This is a genomic window from Pseudomonas sp. VEM90 (assembly GCF_054611535.1).
Window position 1 is genome coordinate 48,400 of the sequence record NZ_JBTRAR010000005.1, and the last position, 20,025, is coordinate 68,424.

A 20,025-nucleotide genomic window follows, 5' to 3' on the forward strand; every position below is an offset into this window, starting at 1 on the left:
TCGGCCACTTTCTACCGGGCGTTCACCGGTGCCGGCGCTACCGTATTCGCGGGTGAACCCGCTCCTACAACGGTCGGTGGTGTACACGCATGGGCGGTCCGGCACGGCCCGTCGTAGGAGCGGGTTTACCCGCGAAAGGGCCGGAACAGGCTTCTGCTCAATCAGCGCTTGCGCAGAATCACGCTACCAATCGAATACCCCGCACCAAACGAGCTCAACACGCCCAACGAGCCCTTGGCCAGGTCATCCTGATACAGGTGGAAGGCAATCACCGACCCCGCCGAGCTGGTATTGGCGTAACGGTCCAGAATCACCGGTGCCTCTTCCTCGGCCACCTCACGCCCCAACAGTTTCTTGACGATCAGCTGGTTCATGCTGAGGTTGGCCTGGTGCAGCCAGAAGCGCTTCACGTCGCCCGGTTGCAGCCCGTTCTCCTGCAGGTGCTCACCGATCAGCTCGGCCACCTTCGGGCACACCTCGCGGAACACCTTGCGGCCTTCCTGGATGAACAGCTTGTCCGCAGCGCCTTCGCCCTCTTCCGCCGCACGGTTGAGGAAGCCGAAGTTGTTGCGGATGTTGTTGGAGAACTCAGTCCAGAGCTTGCTGCTGACGACGTCGAACTGGTGCGCCGAAGTGGCCTGGTCGGCACGCTCCAGCAACACGGCGGTGGCAGCATCGCCAAATATGAAATGGCTGTCGCGGTCACGGAAGTTGAGGTGGCCAGTGCACACTTCGGGGTTGACCATCAGCACTGCCCGCGCCTGGCCCAGCGCTACGCTGTTGGCGGCGGTCTGGATGCCGAAGGTGGCCGACGAGCAGGCCACGTTCATGTCGAAGGCAAAACCCTGGATACCCAGTGCCTGTTGCACTTCGATGGCGATGGCCGGGTACGGGCGCTGCAAATTGGAGCAGGCGACGATCACCCCGTCGACATCGGCCGCCGTTCGGCCAGCGCGCTGCAGGGCCTGACGGGCAGCGGCCACGGCCATTTCACAGAGCACCGACGGTTCATCGTTGCTGCGCTCGGGCAGGCGCGGCTTCATGCGCTGCGGGTCTAGGATACCGGCCTTGTCCATGACAAAACGGCTCTTGATGCCCGAGGCCTTTTCGATAAACGCCGCGTCGGAGAGCGGCGCCGCTTCGACCTCTCCGCGCTCGATGGCGGCAGCGTTGTCCTGGTTGAACTGCTGCGACCAGGCGTTGAAGGAAGCCACCAGCTCTTCGTTGGAAATGCTCTGGGCCGGGGTGTACAGGCCGGTGCCGCTGATCACGACGTTATGCACGGTCGTTCCTCTGGTCAAAGGCCATCGCCACAAGGCGCTGGCTGGGAATATGACAGGTTAATGGCACTTTAGTGCCAATTCAGGGGCGTACATTTACCCCCGCAGGGCGGGCTTACCCGCCAAGGGCCGCAAAGCGGCCCCAAACGCCCCAAAGTTTGCCACAAATAATGAAGGTTAGCCTTCCACCTGACTCCATTGTTTGCTCAATCGCTTGTCAGAAATCGGCACCTTGGTCCCCAACTGCTGGGCAAACAGCGACACTCGATACTCTTCCAGCCACCAGCGGTACACGGTCAGTTGCTCATCGCGCTTGCCTTCCTGGGCATGCTTGTCGGCACGGGCCTTGTACTGCGTCCACAAATTGGCCAGCTCGCCGCTCCACACCCGGTCCTTCTGTACTTGCGAGCCAAGTTTCTCGAGGCGCAATTCAACCGCCTTGAGGTAACGCGGCAACTCCTTGAACCACACCCCAGGCGTTTCGCGCACAAAGCCCGGGTACACCAGGTTGCCTAGCTGCTGTTTGATATCGTTCAGTGCCACCGCTTGGCTCAGGTCGATCTTGCCCTTGAAGCGCTTCTGCAGCCCATGCCACAGCTTCAGCACTTCCAGGGTCTGCCTGGCCAGGCGCTCGGCATGCTCGGCCCAGCTGCCGCGCTTGCGTTCAGCCAGCCCGGCCAAGGCCGCGCCATCACGTGGCAACGGTTGTTCGCCTTCGAGGATGCAACTGTCCAGGCTAGCCAGCAGAATGTCTTCGACCAGCGCCTCTACTCGCCCCATTTCACGGTACAGCAGGCCCAGCTCGGTCAGCCCCGGCAGCTTGCCGCGCAGGAACTTGGCCGGCTCGGCCAACTGCTGCAGCAATAGCCGTTGCAATGCGCGGCGGTGCTGAAACTCGGCTTCGGCCTGGGTCGAGAAGCGCCCTTCACGCACGGTGCCGTTGTCTTCCACCAGTGCCGGGTACACGGTCATCGACAGGCCGGCGATCTTCTGCTGGGCGGTCTGCTTCACTTCGCTGAAGGCCTTGGCCTGCACCGGCTGCTCACCCTTGGCGTCACGCGGCACGGCCAAGGCAGCCTGGCTGGCGGCAGCAAAGCGCGCGGTCAGTTCTGCCAGGTCACGGCCTTCGCCAAGGAACTTGCCCTGACCATCGACCACTTCGATGTTCATGCGCAGGTGGCCTTCGACCTGGTTGACCGACTCGTCCCAGGCCTCATCCGACACACGTGCCCCGGTCATGCGCAACAACTCCTGGCCCAGGGCCTGCGGTAGCGCCCCTTGGCCGAAGGTCATGCGCGCCAGCGAAGCCTTGACGAAGTCTGGCACCGGGACGAAGTTCTTGCGCAGGGCCTTGGGCAGGTTGCGCACCAGCGCCACGCACTTGGCCTCCAGCAGACCTGGCACCAGCCACTCCAGGCGCTCGCCCGGCAGGCTCGGCAACAGCGGCGCCGGCACCCGCACCGTCACACCATCGCGGGGGTGGCCGGGCTCGAAGTGGTAGCTCAGCGGCAGACGCAAATCGCCCACCTGCATACTGTCGGGGTACTGTGCGGCGGTCACTTCGCTGGCCTCGCGGGCCAGCACGTCCTCCTCGCGCATGATCAGCAGGTTGGCGTCCTTTTGGCTGCCCATGCGGTACCAACTGTCGAAGGTCGCCGTCTGGTGGATTTCTGCCGGCAGGCGCGCTTCGTAAAAAGCGTACAGCGTTTCTTCGTCAGCCAGAATGTCACGCCGGCGAGCCTTGGCTTCCAGCTCGTCCAGCTCTTCAAGCAGGCGCTTGTTGGCCGTCAGGCACTTGGCCCGCGACTGGATTTCGCCACCCACCAGGCCTTCGCGGATAAACAGCTCGCGCGAGGTCGCCGGGTCGATCGGGCCGTAGTGCACTGGCCGGCGGCCGACCAGGATCAGGCCGTAGAGGGTGATCTGCTCGTAGGCCACCACCTGCCCGCGCTTCTTCTCCCAGTGCGGCTCGAAATGGTTTTTCTTGATCAGGTGGCCGGCCAGCGGCTCGATCCAGTCCGGCTCGATCTTGGCCACCATGCGCGCATACAGCTTGGTGGTTTCGACCAGCTCGGCAGCCATGACCCACTGCGGGCGCTTGCGCCCCAGGCCCGACGACGGATGCACCCAGAAGCGCCGCTGGCGGGCGCCCTGGTAGTCGCCCTCTTCGGTTTTCTGGCCGATCTGGCTGAGCAGCCCGCTGAGGATCGCCTTGTGCAGCTTCTGGTAATCGGTCGGTTCCTTGTTCACCGTCAGTTGCAGGTCGCGGCAAATCAGCGCCAACTGACGATGAGCATCACGCCACTCGCGTAGGCGCAGGTAGTTCAGGAACTGCTTGCGACACCAGTTGCGCAGCGGGTTGGCGGTCAGCGCCTGGCGTTGTTCCTCGAAGCCACGCCACAGGTTGACCAGCGCAGCGAAGTCCGAGTCCACGTCCTTCCACTGTGCGTGCGCCTGATCGGCGGCCTGCTGGCGTTCTGGAGGGCGTTCACGCGGGTCCTGCACCGACAGCGCGCTGGTGACGATCAGCACTTCCTGCAGGCTGCCCAGGCGTGCGCCTTCAAGCAGCATGCGGCCCAGCCGAGGGTCGATCGGCAAGCGCGCCAACTGGCGGCCAATTGGCGTCAGCTGGTTCTCGCGGTTGACCGCCGAAAGCTCCTGCAACAGGTTGAAGCCGTCGCTGATGGCTTTGCCATCTGGCGGCTCGATGAACGGGAAGGCATCGATTGCACCCAGGCGCAGGTGCAACATCTGCAGGATCACCGCCGCCAGGTTGGTGCGCAGAATCTCCGGGTCGGTAAACGCTGGCCGGCTGTTGAAGTCCTCTTCGCTGTAGAGACGCACGCAAATGCCAGGCTCGACCCGGCCGCAACGGCCTTTACGCTGGTTGGCACTGGCCTGTGACACTGCCTCGATCGGCAGGCGCTGGACCTTGGCGCGGTAGCTGTAGCGGCTGATGCGCGCAGTACCGGTGTCAATCACATAGCGGATGCCCGGCACAGTCAGCGAGGTTTCGGCGACGTTGGTGGCCAGCACCACGCGGCGCCCGGTGTGCGGTTGGAAGATACGCTGCTGCTCGGCCGGTGACAGGCGCGCGTACAGCGGCAAAATCTCGGTATGGCGCAGTTGCGCCTTGCGCAGAATCTCGGCGGCATCACGGATTTCCCGCTCGCCCGGCAGGAAGATCAGCACATCGCCGGGGCCCTTGCCTTCGCTGCGTTCGTGCTGCGCCAGCTCATCGAGGGTGGCAAGGATGGCCTGATCGACGGTGAGGTCGTCCTCGATCTGGTTGCCCTCTTCGTCCTGTTCGCTGGTCAGCGGGCGGTACCAGGTGTCCACCGGGAAGGTGCGCCCGGACACCTCGATGATCGGTGCGCCGTCGAAGTGCCTGGAAAAGCGCTCCAGGTCGATGGTGGCCGAGGTAATGATCAGCTTCAGGTCCGGTCGGCGATGCAGCAACGTTTTCAGGTAGCCGAGCAGGAAGTCGATGTTCAGGCTGCGCTCGTGCGCTTCGTCGACGATGATCGTGTCGTAGCGTTCAAGGAAGCGGTCGTGCTGGGTTTCGGCCAGGAGGATGCCGTCGGTCATCAGCTTGACCAAGGTGTTGGAATCGCTCTGGTCTTCGAAACGCACCTGGTAGCCGACCAGCGCGCCCAAGGGCGTGCCCAGCTCTTCGGCGACCCGCGCTGCCACGCTACGCGCTGCGATCCTGCGTGGCTGGGTATGGGCGATCAACCCATGGCTGCCACGGCCAAGCTCAAGGCAGATCTTCGGCAACTGGGTCGTCTTGCCAGAGCCGGTTTCGCCGGCAATCACCAACACCTGGTTTTCGGCCAGGGCCTTCTTGATTTCGTCACGCTTGGCGGCGATGGGCAGGTTGTCGTCGTAGCGTACGGTCGGCACGCTCTGCTGACGCGCGGTGACCTGAGCGCAGGAGGCCTGGACCTTCTCCACCCACTGCGCCAGCTTCGCCTCGTCGGGGCGCTTGCGCAGTTCGTGCAGTTGCCGGCGCAGGCGATGGCGGTCGGCAATCATGGCGTGGTCGAGGTTTTGCAGCAGTTTGTCGATGGCGTGGTCAGTCATGGGGCTTTTTAGTGATGCAGGTGAGCCTGCTTTTTCATGATCGGCATTCGGAAAGTCGGGCGATTGTCGCAGATTTGCGGATTCTCTGCTGCCTGCACGCTCCCACTTTGACCGTGATGCTTTCAACACGAATGTTTAGCCAAGTGCGATGTAAAGGTTGCCATTCACTGCTTTAATCAACCTTACGCCGCATGTGAGTATCAAAGGCATGACTCCCGCCCAGCCCATCGCCCCACCGTCGTCCCGCCCTTCGCTGCCGAAGGCCCGGAGGCGTGCCGGGGAAAATCCGCTGGTCCACATCATCCTCGCCTTCTGGGCCTTGTGGCACTGCCGTCACGCGCGCCCACCGGACACCTCGCTCACGCCATTGTGACCAAACCCGGCCACCTTCTGGCCGTTTGACTCAACCGGGCCGCCTGCTTGCGCGGTGGCCCTGCGCGTCTATGAGCGAATTGATCATGCACTTTGCCCCTGTAGAGCAGGCTACCCGTTTTCTGGCCGACAACCCCGATATCGAGCTGTTCGAACTGTTCATCCTCGACGCCAACGGCGTGCCACGCGGCAAGCTGTTGCACCGCGAGGAACTGCTGGCCGTGTACCAGACCGGCCGGCCACTGCCCAGCACCATCCTGGGCCTGACCCTCAATGGCGACGACGTGGAAAACTCCGGCCTGGTGTGGGACGTCGGTGATATCGACTGCCGTGCCTACCCGCTTGACGGCAGCCTGGTGCGCCTGCCCTGGCGCCGGGTGCCAACTGCCGCAGTGCAGGTGAGCATGCACCCCAGCGAGGGGCTGCCGGCCAGCATCGCTGACCCACGCCATGTGCTGCTGCGCACCATCGAAGCGCTGAAGGCTGACGGTTATCACCCGGTGATGGCCTGCGAGCTGGAGTTCTACCTGCTTGACCAGCAGCGTGATGCCCAAGGCCGCCCACAACCGGCGCTGGACAACGATGGTGGTCGCCCCCGCAGCACCCAGGTCTATGGCCTGCGCGAACTGGAGCAGATCGAACCGTTCCTCGCCGACCTGTACGCTGCCTGCAAGGCCCAAGGCATCCCGGCGCGCACGGCCATTTCCGAGTACGCCCCCGGCCAGGTAGAAATCACCCTGGAGCATGGCGATGCGCTGCAGGCGATGGACCAGGCGGTGCGCTACAAGCGCCTGGTAAAAGGTGTGGCCCATGCCCACGGCATGCAGGCTTGCTTCATGGCCAAGCCATTCGCCCAACTGGCCGGCACCGGCATGCACATGCACCTGAGCCTGGCCGACAGCGCTGGCAACAACCTGTTCGCCAGTGAAGACAAGGCCGGCACCCCGTTGCTGCGCCAGGCCGTGGCCGGCATGCTGCGTCACCTGCGCGACTCGCTGTTGCTGTTCTGCCCCAACGCCAACTCGTACCGCCGTTTCCAGGCCAACAGCTATGCGCCCCTGGCGCCAACCTGGGGCGTGGACAACCGCACCGTGAGCCTGCGTGTGCCAGGTGGCCCGGCCAACAGCCGGCATGTGGAGCACCGCATCTGTGGCGCTGATGCCAACCCTTACCTGGCTGCTGCGGCGATCCTTGCTGCCAGCCACCGGGGCATCCGCGAACAGCTTGACCCAGGCGCCCCCGTTGAAGGCAACGGCTATGCCCAGGCCACCGAACACCTGCCCACCGACTGGCTGACCGCCCTCGACGCCCTGCAACATTCCGATTGGGCCCGCGAAGCATTGGGCGAAGACTTCCTTGGCGTGTACCTGAAGGTCAAGCGCGCCGAGTACCGCCAGTTCATGGCCGAAGTCAGCGAACAGGACTGGCGCTGGTACCTGCACCAGGCCTGAGCCCCCACATAACAAGGAACACCCATGAACGCAGCATTGAACAACGGCCCGGCGCAGCGCGCGCCGTCCTATTACAGCGCTACCCTCAACGACCACAGCGAGTACCCGCAACTCAAGGGCACAGTGCAGGTGGATGTGGCGATCATCGGCGGTGGCTTTACGGGCGTGGCCACGGCGGTGGAACTGGCCGAGCGCGGCCTGAAGGTCGCCATCGTCGAAACCAACCGCATCGGCTGGGGCGCCAGCGGGCGCAACGGTGGCCAGGTCACCGGCAGCCTGTCGGGCGACGAGGCCATGCGCGCGCAGATGCGCAACCACCTGGGCGCCGAAGTCGACGATTTCATCTGGCACTTGCGCTGGCGCGGGCACCAGGTGATCGAGCAACGCGTGGCGCGCTATGGCATCGATTGCGACCTCAAGCGTGGCCACCTGCATGCAGCCATGAAGCCTTCGCACATGAACGAGCTGCGTGCGTTCGAGGCCGAAGCACGACGCCGTGGCATGGGCGAGCAGGTGCAACTGCTCGACCGCTCTGCAGTGGCGGAGCATCTGCAAAGCCCGCTTTATCTGGGCGCGCTGAAGAACATGCGCAACCTGCACCTGCACCCACTCAACCTGTGCCTGGGCGAAGCCCGTGCCGCGCATGGCCTGGGTGCACTGATATTCGAAAATTCGGAAGTGCTGGACATCGTCCACGGCCCGCGCCCGGCGGTGGTTACCGCCCACGGCCGGGTGGAAGCACGCCAGGTGATGTTGGCCGGTGATGTGTATCACAAGCTGGAAAAGCGCCAGCTCAAGGGCAAGATCTTCCCGGCCATGGGCGGTATCGTCACCACCGCGCCCCTGGGTGAGCTGGCCGAGCAGATCAACCCACAGGACCTGGCGGTGTACGACTGCCGCTTCGTCCTCGACTACTATCGCCTGACAGCCGACAAACGCCTGCTGTTCGGCGGCGGCGCCAACTACTCCGGCAAGGATTCACGCGACATCGAAGGCGAATTGCGCCCCTGCATCGAACGCACCTTCCCGGCATTGAAGGGGGTGCCGATCGAATTCCAGTGGAGCTGCGCCATGGGCATCGTGGTCAACCGCATTCCGCAGTTGGGCAAGCTGTCGGACAACGTGTGGTACTGCCAGGGTTACTCAGGGCACGGCATCGCCACCAGCCACATCATGGGTGAGATCATGGCCGAAGCGTTGACCGGAACGCTGGAGAAGTTCGACACCTTCGCCCAGTGCAAGCATGTGCGGGTGCCGATGGGGGACTTGCTGGGGAACCCGCTGCTGGCGGCGGGGATGTGGTACTACCAGATGCTCGAGAAGCTGCGCTGAGTTGCGCGGATGTAGGAGCGGGTTTACCCGCGAAAGGGCCGGCCCTGCTGACCGATCTCCACCCGCCGTTCACCGTTGTCGCCACTACCGTATTCGCGGGTAAACCCGCGCCTACAGGGGCTCACAATGTCTGAAGACGGCGCCGCATCTTATTGTGGGGCCTTGTGTCGCGAAAGGGGCGCATAGCGCCCCCAACCATTGTCGCATCGCCGCCAAAATCCCAGGGCCGCTTCGCGGCCCTTTCGCGACACGAGGCCGCTGCCACACTGAGCGTGCAGGCTTATGGTCAGGCGATTTTCTTCAAGCCTTGCTTCTTGAGCTCTTCATCACGCAGTTCGCGGCGCAGGATCTTGCCCACGTTGGTGGTTGGCAGCGAATCGCGGAACTCGATATGGCGCGGTACCTTGTAGCCGGTAACGTTGGCACGCATGTGCTCCATCACCTGTTCCTTGGTCACGGTCATGCCCGGCTTGACCACGATGAAGACCTTGATCACTTCACCCGACTTCTCGTCCGGCACACCAATGGCTGCGCACTGCAGCACGCCCGGCAAGGCCGCCAACACATCTTCCAGCTCGTTGGGGTACACATTGAAGCCCGAGACCAGAATCATGTCTTTCTTGCGGTCGACGATACGCATGTAGCCATCGGCCTGTATCAGGGCGATGTCACCGGTCTTCAGCCAGCCTTCGCTGTCGAGAATCTCGGCCGTGGCGTCTTCACGCTGCCAGTAGCCCTTCATCACCTGCGGGCCCTTGACGCACAGTTCGCCCACCTCGCCAAGCGGCAGCTCTTTGCCGGCGTCGTCGATGATCTTGCACAGGGTCGACGGCACCGGAATACCGATAGTACCCACCTGGTTCGCTTCCGACGGGTTCACCGCCGCCACCGGGCTGGTTTCGGTCATGCCGTAGCCTTCGCAGATGGCGCAACCGGTAACGGCCTTCCAGCGCTCGGCCACACTCAGCTGCAGGGCCATGCCACCCGACAGCGTGATCTTCAGCGCCGAGAAATCCAGGGCACGGAATGCCTCGTTGTTGCACAGGGCAACGAAAAGGGTGTTGAGGCCGACAAAGCCGCTGAACTTCCACTTGCCCAGTTCCTTGACCATCGCCGGCAGGTCTCGCGGGTTGCTGATCAGCACGTTGTGGTTGCCGATCAGCATCATCGCCATGCAATGGAAGGTAAACGCATAGATGTGGTACAGCGGCAGCGGGGTGATGAGGATTTCGCAGCCTTCGTGCAGGTTGGAGCCCATCAGTGCCCGGCACTGCAGCATGTTGGCCACCAGGTTGCGGTGGGTCAGCATGGCGCCCTTGGCCACGCCGGTGGTACCGCCGGTGTATTGCAGCACCGCCACGTCGTTGGCCTGCGGGTTGGCTTCGGTCACTGGCTGGCCCTTGCCCAACGCCAGGGCGTCATTGAAACGCACGGCCTGCGGCAGGCTGTAGGCCGGCACCATCTTCTTCACGTACTTGATCACGCTGTTGATCAACAAGCGCTTGAGTGGCGGCAGCAGGTCGGCCACTTCGGTGACGATAACGTGCCTGACCTGGGTTTTTGGCAGCACTTTCTCGGCCAGGTGAGCCATGTTGGCCAGGCACACCAGGGCCTTGGCACCGGAGTCGTTGAACTGGTGTTCCATCTCCCGCGCGGTGTACAGCGGGTTGGTGTTGACCACGATCAGCCCGGCACGCATGGCACCGAAGACCGCGACCGGGTATTGCAGGACATTGGGCAATTGCACGGCAATGCGGTCACCCGGCTTGAGGTCGGTATGCTGCTGCAGCCAGGCGGCAAACGCCCCCGACAACGCATACAACTCGCCATAAGTGATAGTCTTGCCCAGGTTGCTAAAGGCCGGTTTGTCGGCAAAGCGTTGGCAGGATTGCTTGAGTACCGCCTGGATATTGGGGAATTCGTCAGGATTGATTTCCGCCGTAATCCCGGCTGGGTACTTATCCTTCCAAAAATTTTCGATCATGGAAGCCCACTCCTTCAGCAACAGCGAAGTTCGATTCACGCGTCGATGCGCTTATTATTGATATGAGATGACGGTTCGTTGCAAACCGGATCATCTGGAAGCGGGCCGAGAGTAACAGCTTTGTCCGGGGTCGCCTAGAGGCCAAAACAGGCCTTACGGTCACAAAAATGACTCAATGAACAATACAGGTCATTTTTAGAGTAATTATCCAAAATGTCGCAGATAAGGCTGTATAGAGCCTGTTAGAGCGGTTTAAGGCATTCGCGGGTAAACCCGCTCCTACATTGGGCGGTGTAGGAGCGGGTTACCCGCGAAGACGCCATCCCCGTATCAAGCTATATCGCGCAACTCCCGCCGCAATATCTTGCCCACCGGCGTCATCGGCAACGATTCGCGCAGCACGATGTGCTTGGGTACTTTGTAGCCGGTGAAGTTGGCCTTGCAGTAGGCCTTCAGCTCATCAACGCTCACCCCGCCCTCGCGCGGCACCACGAACAGCTTGACCGCCTCGCCTGAACGCTCGTCCGGCACGCCGATAGCCGCACAGTTGGCGACCTTGGGATGCCCCATCACCACATCCTCGATTTCGTTGGGGTACACATTGAAGCCCGAGACGATGATCATATCCTTCTTGCGGTCGACGATGCGGGTGAAGCCGTCCGGGTCGATCACCGCGATATCACCGGTCTTGAACCAGCCTTCTGCATCCAGTGCCTGGGCCGTTGCCTCGGGCTGCTGCCAGTACCCCTTCATGACCTGCGGGCCTTTGATGCAAAGCTCGCCCCGCTCGCCCAGCGGCAGTTCGTTGCCGTCATCATCGATGACCTTGAACGCAGTACCCGCCACAGGGATGCCCACCGTCCCCAGACGCGCCAGCTGGCCGTATGGGTTGGTGCTGGCTACAGGCGAGGTTTCTGTCAGGCCGTAGCCTTCAACGATGCGGCACCCGGTAAGGTTTTCCCAGCGCTCGGCGGTGGCCTTGACCAGCGCTGTGCCACCAGAATTGGTGACCTTCAGCGCCGAGAAGTCCAACTGACGGAAGCCCGGGTGGTCCATCAGTGCGACAAACAGGGTATTGAGGCCCAGCAAGCCAGAGAAACGCCATTTGCCCAGCTCCTTGATGAAGCCGGGAATATCCCGCGGGTTGGTAATCAGCACATTATGGTTGCCGGTCACCATCATGCACATGCAATTCGCGGTGAATGCATAGATGTGGTAAAGCGGCAGCGGCGCGATCATCACCTCCTGGCCGTCCTTCAGCAGCTTCTGCCCATCGGGGCCGTGCTGCGAAAAGCAGGCCAGCACCTGCAGCATGTTGGCCACCAGGTTGCCGTGGGTGAGCATGGCGCCCTTGGCCAGGCCAGTGGTGCCGCCGGTGTACTGCAGCACAGCGATGTCATCGAGGTTCAGCGACACCGGTTTGGGCGACAGCCCGCGGCCCTCGCGCAGCACCTGCTTGAACGGCACCGCTTGAGGCAACTGGTAGGCCGGCACCATCTTCTTCAACTTGTCGACCACCGTGTTGACCAGCCAGCCCTTGGCGGTCGGCAGCAGGTCGCCCATCTTTGCCTCGATCAGGTACTCGATACTGGTATCGGGCAGCACCTCCTGCACGCGCTTGCCGAACATGTTCAGGTACACCAGCGCACGCGCGCCGCTGTCCTTGAACTGGTGGCGCATCTCGCGCTCGGTGTACAGCGGATTGGTGTTGACTACGATCAGTCCGGCGCGCATGGCACCGAAAACGGCGATGGGGTACTGCAGCACGTTGGGCATCTGCACGGCGATGCGCTCACCCGGCTTGAGGTCGGTGTGCTGCTGCAACCAGGCAGCGAAGGCTGCCGAATGGCGCTCCAGTTCCGCGTAGCTGAGGGTCACGCCCAGGTTGCTGAACGCCGGGCGGTCCGCAAAGCGCTTGCAGGAGCGTTCAAACACCTCGACGACCGAGGCGTAGGCATTGATGTCGATGGTGGAAGGCACGCCCGCCGGGCGCTTGTCATTCCAGAAGTCGGCTTGCATTTATTATTGTTCCTCTGCCTGGACCTGCACTGCGTCCTTTAGTCCTTTGCCTGACCGCCTACTGGCGAAAAGGCGTTGATTCGACGTTAGCAGGTAAACCCAAGGTGGCATATACGCCAAGTCCCGCCATTAACATTGTGAATCTTATTTGTGCCCCTCCTGCAATCCGGCCGGTTGTGCATACACTGTTCGGGTAACCGCGCGCACAAGGACCCGCCATGCACCACGACGCCTTCTGGCTGCCCGCCAGTGAGCACTGCAGCCTGTATGTATACCAATGGCTGCCGGCCACACCGGTAAAGGCCGTGGTGCTGCTGGCCCATGGCATGGCCGAGCATGCCGGGCGCTACCAGCGCCTGGGCCAGGCCCTGAGCGAGGCCGGCTTTGCTCTGTTCGCTGCCGATCAGCGTGGCCACGGGCGCACTGCCGAACTGGGCAACCTCGGCCTGTTCGCCCGCCATCATGGCTGGAATGCCGTGGTCAACGACCTGGGATGCGTGGCCCAGCACATCGGCCAGCAGTTCCCGTGCACGCCGCTGTTCCTGTTCGGCCACAGCATGGGCAGCTACATCGCCCAGGCCTACCTGCTGCATCACAGTGGCAGCCTGCACGGGGCGATCCTCAGCGGCTCCAACTACCAACCGGCCGTGCTGTACCGCGTTGCGCGGCTGATTGCCCGGCTGGAGTCCTGGCGCCAGGGGCCACTGGGCAAGAGTGCACTGATCGAATGGTTGTCCTTCGGTTCGTTCAACAACGCCTTCAAGCCCAACCGCACGGCATTCGACTGGCTCAGCCGCGACCCGGGCGAGGTCGATCAGTACGTGAATGACCCGTTATGCGGCTTTCGCTGCACCAACCAGTTGTGGCTCGACCTGCTGCAAGGCTTGGCGCAGATCAGCCAGCCGGGTAACCTCGCGCAGATCGATCCCAACCTGCCGATGCTGGTGATCGGCGGTGAATGTGATCCGGTCAGTGCCGGCAAGCGTCTCACCCATCTGGCCGACGCCCTGCGCGCGACCGGCAATCGACATGTACAGTTGCGCGTCTATCCTGATGCGCGGCATGAAGTACTCAACGAAACCAACCGTGGCGAGGTCATCGCCGACATTCTCGGCTGGCTTGAACAGGCGCTGGCCCTTGGCCGCCCTGCGCGCAGTGAATGATAGTCGCCCTCGCCCAACGCTTAAGGAAGCATCGATGTCCCAGGTCACCAACACGCCTTACGAAGCCCTCGAAGTCGGCCAGAAGGCCGAGTACAAGAAGTCCGTAGAAGAACGCGACATCCAGCTGTTCGCTGCGATGTCCGGTGACCACAACCCGGTTCACCTGGATGCCGAGTTCGCCGCCAAGAGCATGTTCCGCGAGCGTATTGCCCATGGCATGTTCAGCGGCGCGCTGATCAGTGCTGCAGTGGCCTGCACCCTGCCGGGCCCTGGCACCATCTACCTGGGCCAGCAAATGAGCTTCCAGAAGCCGGTGAAAATTGGCGACACCCTGACCGTGCGCCTGGAAATCCTCGAGAAGCTGCCCAAGTTCAAGGTGCGCATCGCCACCAATGTGTACAACCAGAACGATGAGCTGGTGGTCGCGGGTGAAGCCGAGATCCTGGCGCCGCGCAAGCAGCAGACCGTCGAGCTGGTGTCACCGCCGAATTTTGTGGCTAGCTGACGTGTGATGCAGCCAGCCTCTTCGTCGAGGCTGCTCTCCTGGGTAACCCGCTAATTCGTTGATTTAGCGGGAATCCTGCGGAAGCGGGCTTGCCCGCGAAGAGGCCGGCGCCCCCCCACATCACTCGATAGCCTGCAAGCGCCGCTCGATATGCCGCCGTTCTGGCGCCTGCCGTGTCAAGGCCAGCGCCTTCTGCCAGGCCGCACGCGCCGCTTCCACCTGCCCCAGCTGGCAATGCAGCTCGGCCCGCGCCGCATGTGCCAGGTGATAGTCCAGCAACTCCCCCCGCGCCAGGATCCCTTCGACTTCCCGCAAGCCAACCTCCGGCCCATCCCGCTTCGCCAGCGCCACCGCCCGGTTCAGCTCCACCACCGCTGATGGCCAATACCGCTGCAACACATCATACAGCCCAACGATCTCCCCCCAGTCCGTCTCTTCAGCCGTCGCCGCTTCGGCATGCACAGCAGCAATCGCCGCCTGGACGGTATAGGCCCCGAACGCACGGCTCTGCAGGGCCTGGCGCACCAGATCACAGCCCTCGGCAATGAACTGCCGGTCCCACAAGCTACGGTCCTGCTGCTCCAGAACCACCAGATTGCCTTGGCCATCGATACGCGCCCGCTGCCGGGACGCCTGCAGCAACATCAACGCCAACAGGCCGACCGCCTCCGGGTCGGGCAGCAACTGCACCAGCAACCGCGCCAGGCGAATGGCTTCATCACTCAGCGCCTGCTGCAGCAGTGTCTCGCCCGATGACGCCGAATAACCCTCGTTGAACACCAGGTAGATCACCCGCAACACGCTTTCCAGGCGCTCGGGCAGCTCATTCAGCTCTGGTACCTGGTACGGTATGCCGGCATCACGGATCTTGGCCTTGGCGCGCACGATACGCTGGGCAATGGTGGCCGGGCTTTGCAGAAAGGCCCGGGCAATCTGCTCGGTGGTCAGGTCGCAGACTTCGCGAAGGGTCAATGGCACCTGAGCGTCGGACGACAGGGCCGGATGGCAACAGGTGAAGATCAGCCGCAGGCGGTCATCCGCCAGCAGCTCTTCTTCACTGGGGTCCTGCGCCTGACCCTCCAGCAGCATGCTCAAGTCAGCCTGGGAGCGATCGAAGCGGGCGCGCCGGCGCAGCGCATCAATGGCCTTGAAGCGCCCCACAGAGACCAGCCACGCTCGCGGGTTGGCGGGGATACCGTCGCGTTGCCAGCGCTCGACGGCAATGAAGAAGGCATCATGCATGGCCTCCTCGGCCAGGTCGAAATCACCCAGCAAGCGGATCAGTGTCGCCAGGATCCGCCGCGACTCCTGCCGGTACACGGACTCGACTTCGGTGCGCACCAGGGCCAATGCGGTCATCAGTCGGGCATCCGCTGGGTCACCACCTCCACCAGGCGGTCCAGGCTTTCTCCCCAGCCTTGGTAGAAGCCCATTTCTTCATGAGCCTGGCAGTCAGTGGCATTCCAGTGCCAGGCACGGGCGGTGTAACGGGTTTTGCCCTGTTCCTCGTCAAAGCTGATCACGGCGGTCATGAAGGCCTTGTCCGACGGTACCCAACCGGGGCCGAAGGCATCGGTGAACACCAGCCGGCGTGGCGCGGCAATTTCCAGAAAAACGCCTTGGTTCGGGTACTCGCTGCCATCCGGCGCCCGCATCAGGGTACGAAACAGGCCACCGGCCCACAGCTGCATTTCACATTCCGGGGTGGTCATGCCGTGCGGCCCCCACCACTGCATCAGCCACTGGGGTTCGGTCCAGGCGCGGAATACCTTGGCCGGTGGTGCGTCGATCAGACGGCTGATGGACAACTCGTATTGCGCTTGCGCAATGGGTGCAAGGCTCATGCTGATGGTTCTCCTTGGCTGTCAGGGTTGCAGCTCGCGCACTGGTCGCACCTCGACACTGCCGACCCGCGCGGCAGGGATGCCCTTGGCGATATTCAGCGCTTCGTTGAGGTCGCGGGCCTCCACCAGGTAAAAGCCGGCCAGTTGCTCCTTGGTTTCGGCAAACGGGCCGTCGGTCAGGCTCATGTGCCCGTTACGCATGCGCACCGTGGTGGCAGTCTGCACCGACTTCAGCGCCTCGGCCGCGAGCATTCGCCCGGAACCGTGAATGGCTTCGGCGTAAGCCAGGCACTCGGCGTCTGCCGGGCTGTCGGGCAGGCTGTGCAACAGCCCCTCGTCACAATAGACCAGGCACAGGTATTTCATGGTCGCCTCCAGGGCATTGGCAAAGTGCGTTTGGCGATAACGGCTCAGGGCTTGAGATCGAACAGGGCTTTTTGCGTTTCCATGTCGAAAGGCGCCGACCAGTGTTCGTGGATTACCTGCCACTGGCCGCCTTGACGACGATAGCCCACCGTGGCGCGCATGAAGCCGCACTGGCTTTCGTCGTCGCCTGGGCCGCAGTGGTTCAGCCAATGGGCCAGGGCCAGATCGCCAGCGGCGTGCACGGTAAGTTCGGCAAGTTCGAAGACCATGGGACCAGTGCACATGCCCATGCACATTTCCCAGTGCGCCGTGTAGGCGGACTTGCCTTTGAATTGCAGGGCCTGGATGGCATCGAAGGCGACGATATCGTCGGCGTAGGGGGCGATGATGCCCGGGATGTCGCGATCGCGCACGGCTTGCATCCAGCGCTCGATCAATTGGCGGATTTCGGATTCGGCTGCGGTGCTCATCGGGGGTTCCTCCGACAGATCATAGGGGGTGCGGCACGGTGTGACGCGTGCCTTCAGCTATGGTCGAACGGGAAACGGAGGATTCGACAGGCGGAGAAATTATCTGTATTGGCGGTGCACCTGGGAGGTCGCATCAAGGCCAGCAAGTGCCCGCCACGGCGTTTTCAGCGCCTGCGGCGGGCACAACCAGTCAACCCTGCTGGCAACCTTCACCCATGGCCCGGTACTGAATGGTGTGCACCTGGCCCTGGTGGTCTTCATAGGTCATGGTCGCAGGTACCACTTCGCAGACGTTGGGTATGGTCGACAGGTTGATCACCCGCTTGATGTCCAGGTTCATCGAGTAGTCGTACTGCTGAGCCACAGGCTCGCTGGAGACGGGTTTGGCCTCATCGGCGAGGGCGAACGAGGACATACCGACCAATGCAAGAATCAGTAATGGTTTCATGTGGTTTTGCCTTTTGAGCGTTCAAGCTGATCGATTGACTTCTATTGCCGTATCCGGCGCGGAGAAGTTGTCATCTATGGTCTAGATGGCACGAAGTACCGATCCCGCTTCGTACTGCCAGGGGGGATGAACAAAATTCTACTCCCGGCCAGCAATAGTTGAACCCCGGAGTCGGATATTCACCCTTGCCGGTTTTGCAACAATCTGCGACAAAGTGGCCGCAAATCATCAGGCCAGAGCCCCTGGCCACGTTTCAGGGTAGGACTCACCATTTCTGACCAATTGTCCTGTTCGAAGCTATCGGACACAGAACGCCGTTTGCTGGACCACTTCTACCGCCAGCACAGCTCACGCATGCGCGCTGCAAGCGACGCCGAACTGTGGGTAGCACGGGCCCCTGGCATCATCGCCGGGCTGAGCTTGAGTGCGGTGAGTGAGGGGTTCTGGCTGACCGGCCTGTTCGTCGACCCGCAGCGACGCAGCCAAGGGGTGGCCGCGCGGTTGGTCGAGACAGCGCTGGCGCAAGTTGGCGGGCCTGTCTGGCTGTTCTGTCATCCCGAGCTGACGCCCTTCTACCAGCGCCTGGGCTTCGACCTGGCCCAACAGCTGCCAGAAGCCCTGGCCAGCCGCCTGCTACGCTATCAGCGCAGCAAACGCCTGGTAGCCCTGCAGAGAGGTCAGTCGTCGCTGACCTCGAGCCCAGGGAACAGCACCTCGGTGTAGCCGAACCTGGCAAAGTCCTGGATGCGCGAGGGGTACAGCCGGCCGATCAGGTGGTCGCACTCATGCTGCACCACCCGCGCATGGAAGCCATCGGCAAAGCGGTTGATCGGGTTGCCGTGGGGGTCGATGCCTTGGTAGCCGATGTGCTTGAAGCGCGGCACCACGCCGCGCAGGCCAGGCACCGACAGGCAACCCTCCCAGCCGTCCTCGACCTCGGTGGAGGTCGGAGTGATGACCGGATTCAGCAGAATGGTCTGCGGCACCGCCTCGGCCTCGGGGTATCGCTCACTGCGCTCGAAACCAAAGATCACCAACTGCAGGTCGATGCCGACCTGCGGGGCGGCCAGGCCCACACCGCCTACGTGACGCATGGTTTCGAACATGTCGTCGATCAGTTGCTGCAGTTCGGCACTGCCAAGCATGTGCTCGGGCACTGGCGGAGCGATGCGCAGCAGGCGTTCGTCGCCCATCTTGAGAATGTCACGGATCATCAGGGGTTCGGCTCGACGCTATGAGGCTTGCTCGGGTTCGGGTGCTCGTGACCCAGTACAGTCAAGGTTTCCTTGGGCTTATCTTCGTCGAAGTCTTTCTCGCCCGGATTCTTGCCTTCGGCTGACATGTGCTCGATCACCGCATTCATTTCGGCGCCGAGCAACAACACGGCAGCCGAAATATAGAAATACAGCAACAGCACGATGATTGCACCAATGCTGCCGTACATGGCGTTGTAGTCGGCAAAGGTCTTCACGTAGTAGGCAAAGCCCAGCGAGGCCACGATCCACACCACCACCGCCAGCACAGAGCCCGGGGTGATGAAGCGAAACTGTTGTTTCACGTCAGGCATCACGTAATAGATCAGGGCCACTGCCACCATCAGCAGAATGATGATCACCGGCCAGCGCAGGATGGTCCACAGTGTGACGATGAACTCCTGCATGCCGATCTGGGCGGCGATCCATTCCATCACCTGGGGGCCCAGCACCATCAGTGCTGCGGCCGCCAGTAGCATGCCAGCCAGGCCCACGGTGTAGAAAATGGAAAGCGGGATACGCTTCCACACCGGGCGACCTTCGGGCACATCGTAAGCGGCGTTCATGGCGCTCATCATCAAGCGCACGCCAGCGGAGGCGGTCCACAGGGCGATCACGATACCCACCGACAGCAGCCCACCCTTGGATTGTTGCAACTGGTCGATCACCGGATTCACCTGCTCCAGCGCCTGAGGCGGCAATACCAGTTCCGATTGCAGACGCAGCCAGGAGAAAAAGTCCGGCAAGTGCAGGAAACCGATCAGGGCAATCAGGAACAACAGGAAGGGGAACAGCGAGAACAGCGCCTGGTAGGCCAGCGCTGAGGCATAGGTGGACATCTCGTCGTCGAGGAATTCCTTGACGGTACGTACCAGCACGCGGTGCAGGGGCAAGCCGCGCAGGTCGGGGAAAATCATAGCGTCTCCTTTCGCCGCTTGATCGTTACAACAGACAAGTCTAATAGACCCTGCCCGTGCTGTGCTGCTCCCGGCCATGGTTGAAGGCTTTGCTTACATATAGTCCCGGCCTCTTCGCGTATCACCCGGAAGAGGCCGGCACAGGCCGCCTCAAGTCAAGGCTTCTTCACCGCATCCTTCACATTGCCCTTGACCTGTTGCGCCTCGCCTTTGAGCTCCTGCGCCTTGCCTTCGGCCCGCAGCTTGTCGTTGTCGGTCACCTTGCCAACACCCTGTTTCACGTTGCCGATCGCTTCGTTGGCCAAGCCTTTCGCTTTGTCTTTAGTACCGCTCATGGCAAAACTCCTGCAAATGGAGACACGTGAACCGTGTCGACATTAGGTGGACCCAACGCCTTCGCCAGGAGTTTCAACGGATTTCCCGCTCAGAAGCCGGACGGTAAGACTACGGGCGAATACCGCACAAGCCGGTGAAGAGGTCCGCACAGGCACCGCAAGTTACAAACCTTGCCCCGCCCCGTGCCACCCCTCACAATGCA

Annotated in this window: 17 protein-coding genes; 5 read left to right on the forward strand and 12 right to left on the reverse strand. The window is 62.4% G+C overall.

What is annotated here, in order from left to right; translation table 11 throughout:
* Nucleotides 1–161: 161 nt before the first annotated feature.
* Together ACYCCG_RS07030 and hrpA are read right to left on the reverse strand one after the other, a co-directional pair.
* Nucleotides 162–1,283, reverse strand: coding sequence for a beta-ketoacyl-ACP synthase III (locus ACYCCG_RS07030; RefSeq protein ID WP_339534885.1), 1,122 nt, complete (start codon nt 1,281–1,283; stop codon nt 162–164).
* A 174-nt stretch (nt 1,284–1,457) separates the two neighbouring features.
* A complete protein-coding gene (gene hrpA / locus ACYCCG_RS07035; protein WP_209967506.1) occupies nt 1,458–5,363 on the reverse strand; it encodes an ATP-dependent RNA helicase HrpA in 3,906 nt (1,301 codons plus the stop codon).
* 458 nt (nt 5,364–5,821) lie between these two features.
* Between hrpA and ACYCCG_RS07040 the strand changes: the two genes are divergently transcribed.
* Nucleotides 5,822–7,186, forward strand: coding sequence for a glutamine synthetase family protein (locus ACYCCG_RS07040; RefSeq protein ID WP_339443854.1), 1,365 nt, complete (start codon nt 5,822–5,824; stop codon nt 7,184–7,186).
* Between the two features lie 24 nt (nt 7,187–7,210).
* Nucleotides 7,211–8,518, forward strand: coding sequence for an NAD(P)/FAD-dependent oxidoreductase (locus ACYCCG_RS07045; protein ID WP_339443834.1), 1,308 nt, complete (start codon nt 7,211–7,213; stop codon nt 8,516–8,518).
* Between the two features lie 286 nt (nt 8,519–8,804).
* On the opposite strand, the gene fadD1 is transcribed toward ACYCCG_RS07045, so the two are convergent.
* Nucleotides 8,805–10,502: a long-chain-fatty-acid--CoA ligase FadD1 gene (gene fadD1, locus ACYCCG_RS07050; protein WP_392487636.1), complete on the reverse strand. Its 1,698-nt coding sequence runs from the start codon at nt 10,500–10,502 to the stop codon at nt 8,805–8,807.
* Nucleotides 10,503–10,832: 330 nt separating this feature from the next.
* Nucleotides 10,833–12,521, reverse strand: coding sequence for a long-chain-fatty-acid--CoA ligase FadD2 (gene fadD2 / locus ACYCCG_RS07055; protein WP_339443833.1), 1,689 nt, complete (start codon nt 12,519–12,521; stop codon nt 10,833–10,835).
* 218 nt (nt 12,522–12,739) lie between these two features.
* Here fadD2 and ACYCCG_RS07060 point away from each other — a divergent pair, with 218 nt between their 5' ends.
* The gene (locus ACYCCG_RS07060) at nt 12,740–13,684 is read left to right on the forward strand and encodes an alpha/beta hydrolase (RefSeq protein WP_209967513.1); all 945 of its coding nucleotides are present in this window, start codon (nt 12,740–12,742) and stop codon (nt 13,682–13,684) included.
* Between the two features lie 34 nt (nt 13,685–13,718).
* The gene (locus ACYCCG_RS07065; protein ID WP_003254624.1) at nt 13,719–14,189 is read left to right on the forward strand and encodes a MaoC family dehydratase; all 471 of its coding nucleotides are present in this window, start codon (nt 13,719–13,721) and stop codon (nt 14,187–14,189) included.
* A gap of 120 nt (nt 14,190–14,309) precedes the next feature.
* On the opposite strand, the gene ACYCCG_RS07070 is transcribed toward ACYCCG_RS07065, so the two are convergent.
* The 5 genes from ACYCCG_RS07070 to ACYCCG_RS07090 form a co-directional block, all read right to left on the reverse strand.
* Entirely contained in the window at nt 14,310–15,548 is a 1,239-nt protein-coding gene (locus tag ACYCCG_RS07070; RefSeq protein ID WP_339534888.1) for an RNA polymerase sigma factor, read from the reverse strand.
* Nucleotides 15,548–16,033, reverse strand: coding sequence for an SRPBCC family protein (locus tag ACYCCG_RS07075; protein ID WP_176685584.1), 486 nt, complete (start codon nt 16,031–16,033; stop codon nt 15,548–15,550). The genes ACYCCG_RS07070 and ACYCCG_RS07075 overlap by 1 nt, the downstream gene beginning before the upstream one ends.
* Nucleotides 16,034–16,054: 21 nt before the next feature.
* Nucleotides 16,055–16,399 (reverse strand): YciI family protein, encoded by a 345-nt coding sequence (locus ACYCCG_RS07080; RefSeq protein WP_176685585.1) that lies wholly within the window; start codon nt 16,397–16,399, stop codon nt 16,055–16,057.
* A 44-nt stretch (nt 16,400–16,443) separates the two neighbouring features.
* The gene (locus tag ACYCCG_RS07085; RefSeq protein WP_209967517.1) at nt 16,444–16,869 is read right to left on the reverse strand and encodes a YybH family protein; all 426 of its coding nucleotides are present in this window, start codon (nt 16,867–16,869) and stop codon (nt 16,444–16,446) included.
* Nucleotides 16,870–17,059: 190 nt separating this feature from the next.
* Nucleotides 17,060–17,317 carry a DUF2790 domain-containing protein gene (locus tag ACYCCG_RS07090; RefSeq protein ID WP_003254632.1) on the reverse strand — a complete coding sequence of 86 codons (258 nt, stop codon included), beginning with the start codon at nt 17,315–17,317 and terminating at the stop codon, nt 17,060–17,062.
* Nucleotides 17,318–17,635: 318 nt separating this feature from the next.
* Between ACYCCG_RS07090 and ACYCCG_RS07095 the strand changes: the two genes are divergently transcribed.
* Entirely contained in the window at nt 17,636–18,040 is a 405-nt protein-coding gene (locus ACYCCG_RS07095; RefSeq protein WP_209967520.1) for a GNAT family N-acetyltransferase, read from the forward strand.
* Here ACYCCG_RS07095 and def read toward each other — a convergent pair.
* From def to ACYCCG_RS07110, 3 genes are all read right to left on the reverse strand, one after another.
* Entirely contained in the window at nt 17,995–18,531 is a 537-nt protein-coding gene (def, locus tag ACYCCG_RS07100; RefSeq protein WP_176685588.1) for a peptide deformylase, read from the reverse strand. The two genes, ACYCCG_RS07095 and def, sit on opposite strands and share 46 nt — an antisense overlap.
* Entirely contained in the window at nt 18,531–19,487 is a 957-nt protein-coding gene (locus ACYCCG_RS07105) for a YihY/virulence factor BrkB family protein (protein WP_021783396.1), read from the reverse strand. Before ACYCCG_RS07105 ends, def begins: the two co-directional genes overlap by 1 nt.
* A 155-nt stretch (nt 19,488–19,642) precedes the next feature.
* Nucleotides 19,643–19,822 (reverse strand): CsbD family protein, encoded by a 180-nt coding sequence (locus ACYCCG_RS07110; protein ID WP_012051514.1) that lies wholly within the window; start codon nt 19,820–19,822, stop codon nt 19,643–19,645.
* Between the last annotated feature and the right edge of the window lie 203 nt (nt 19,823–20,025).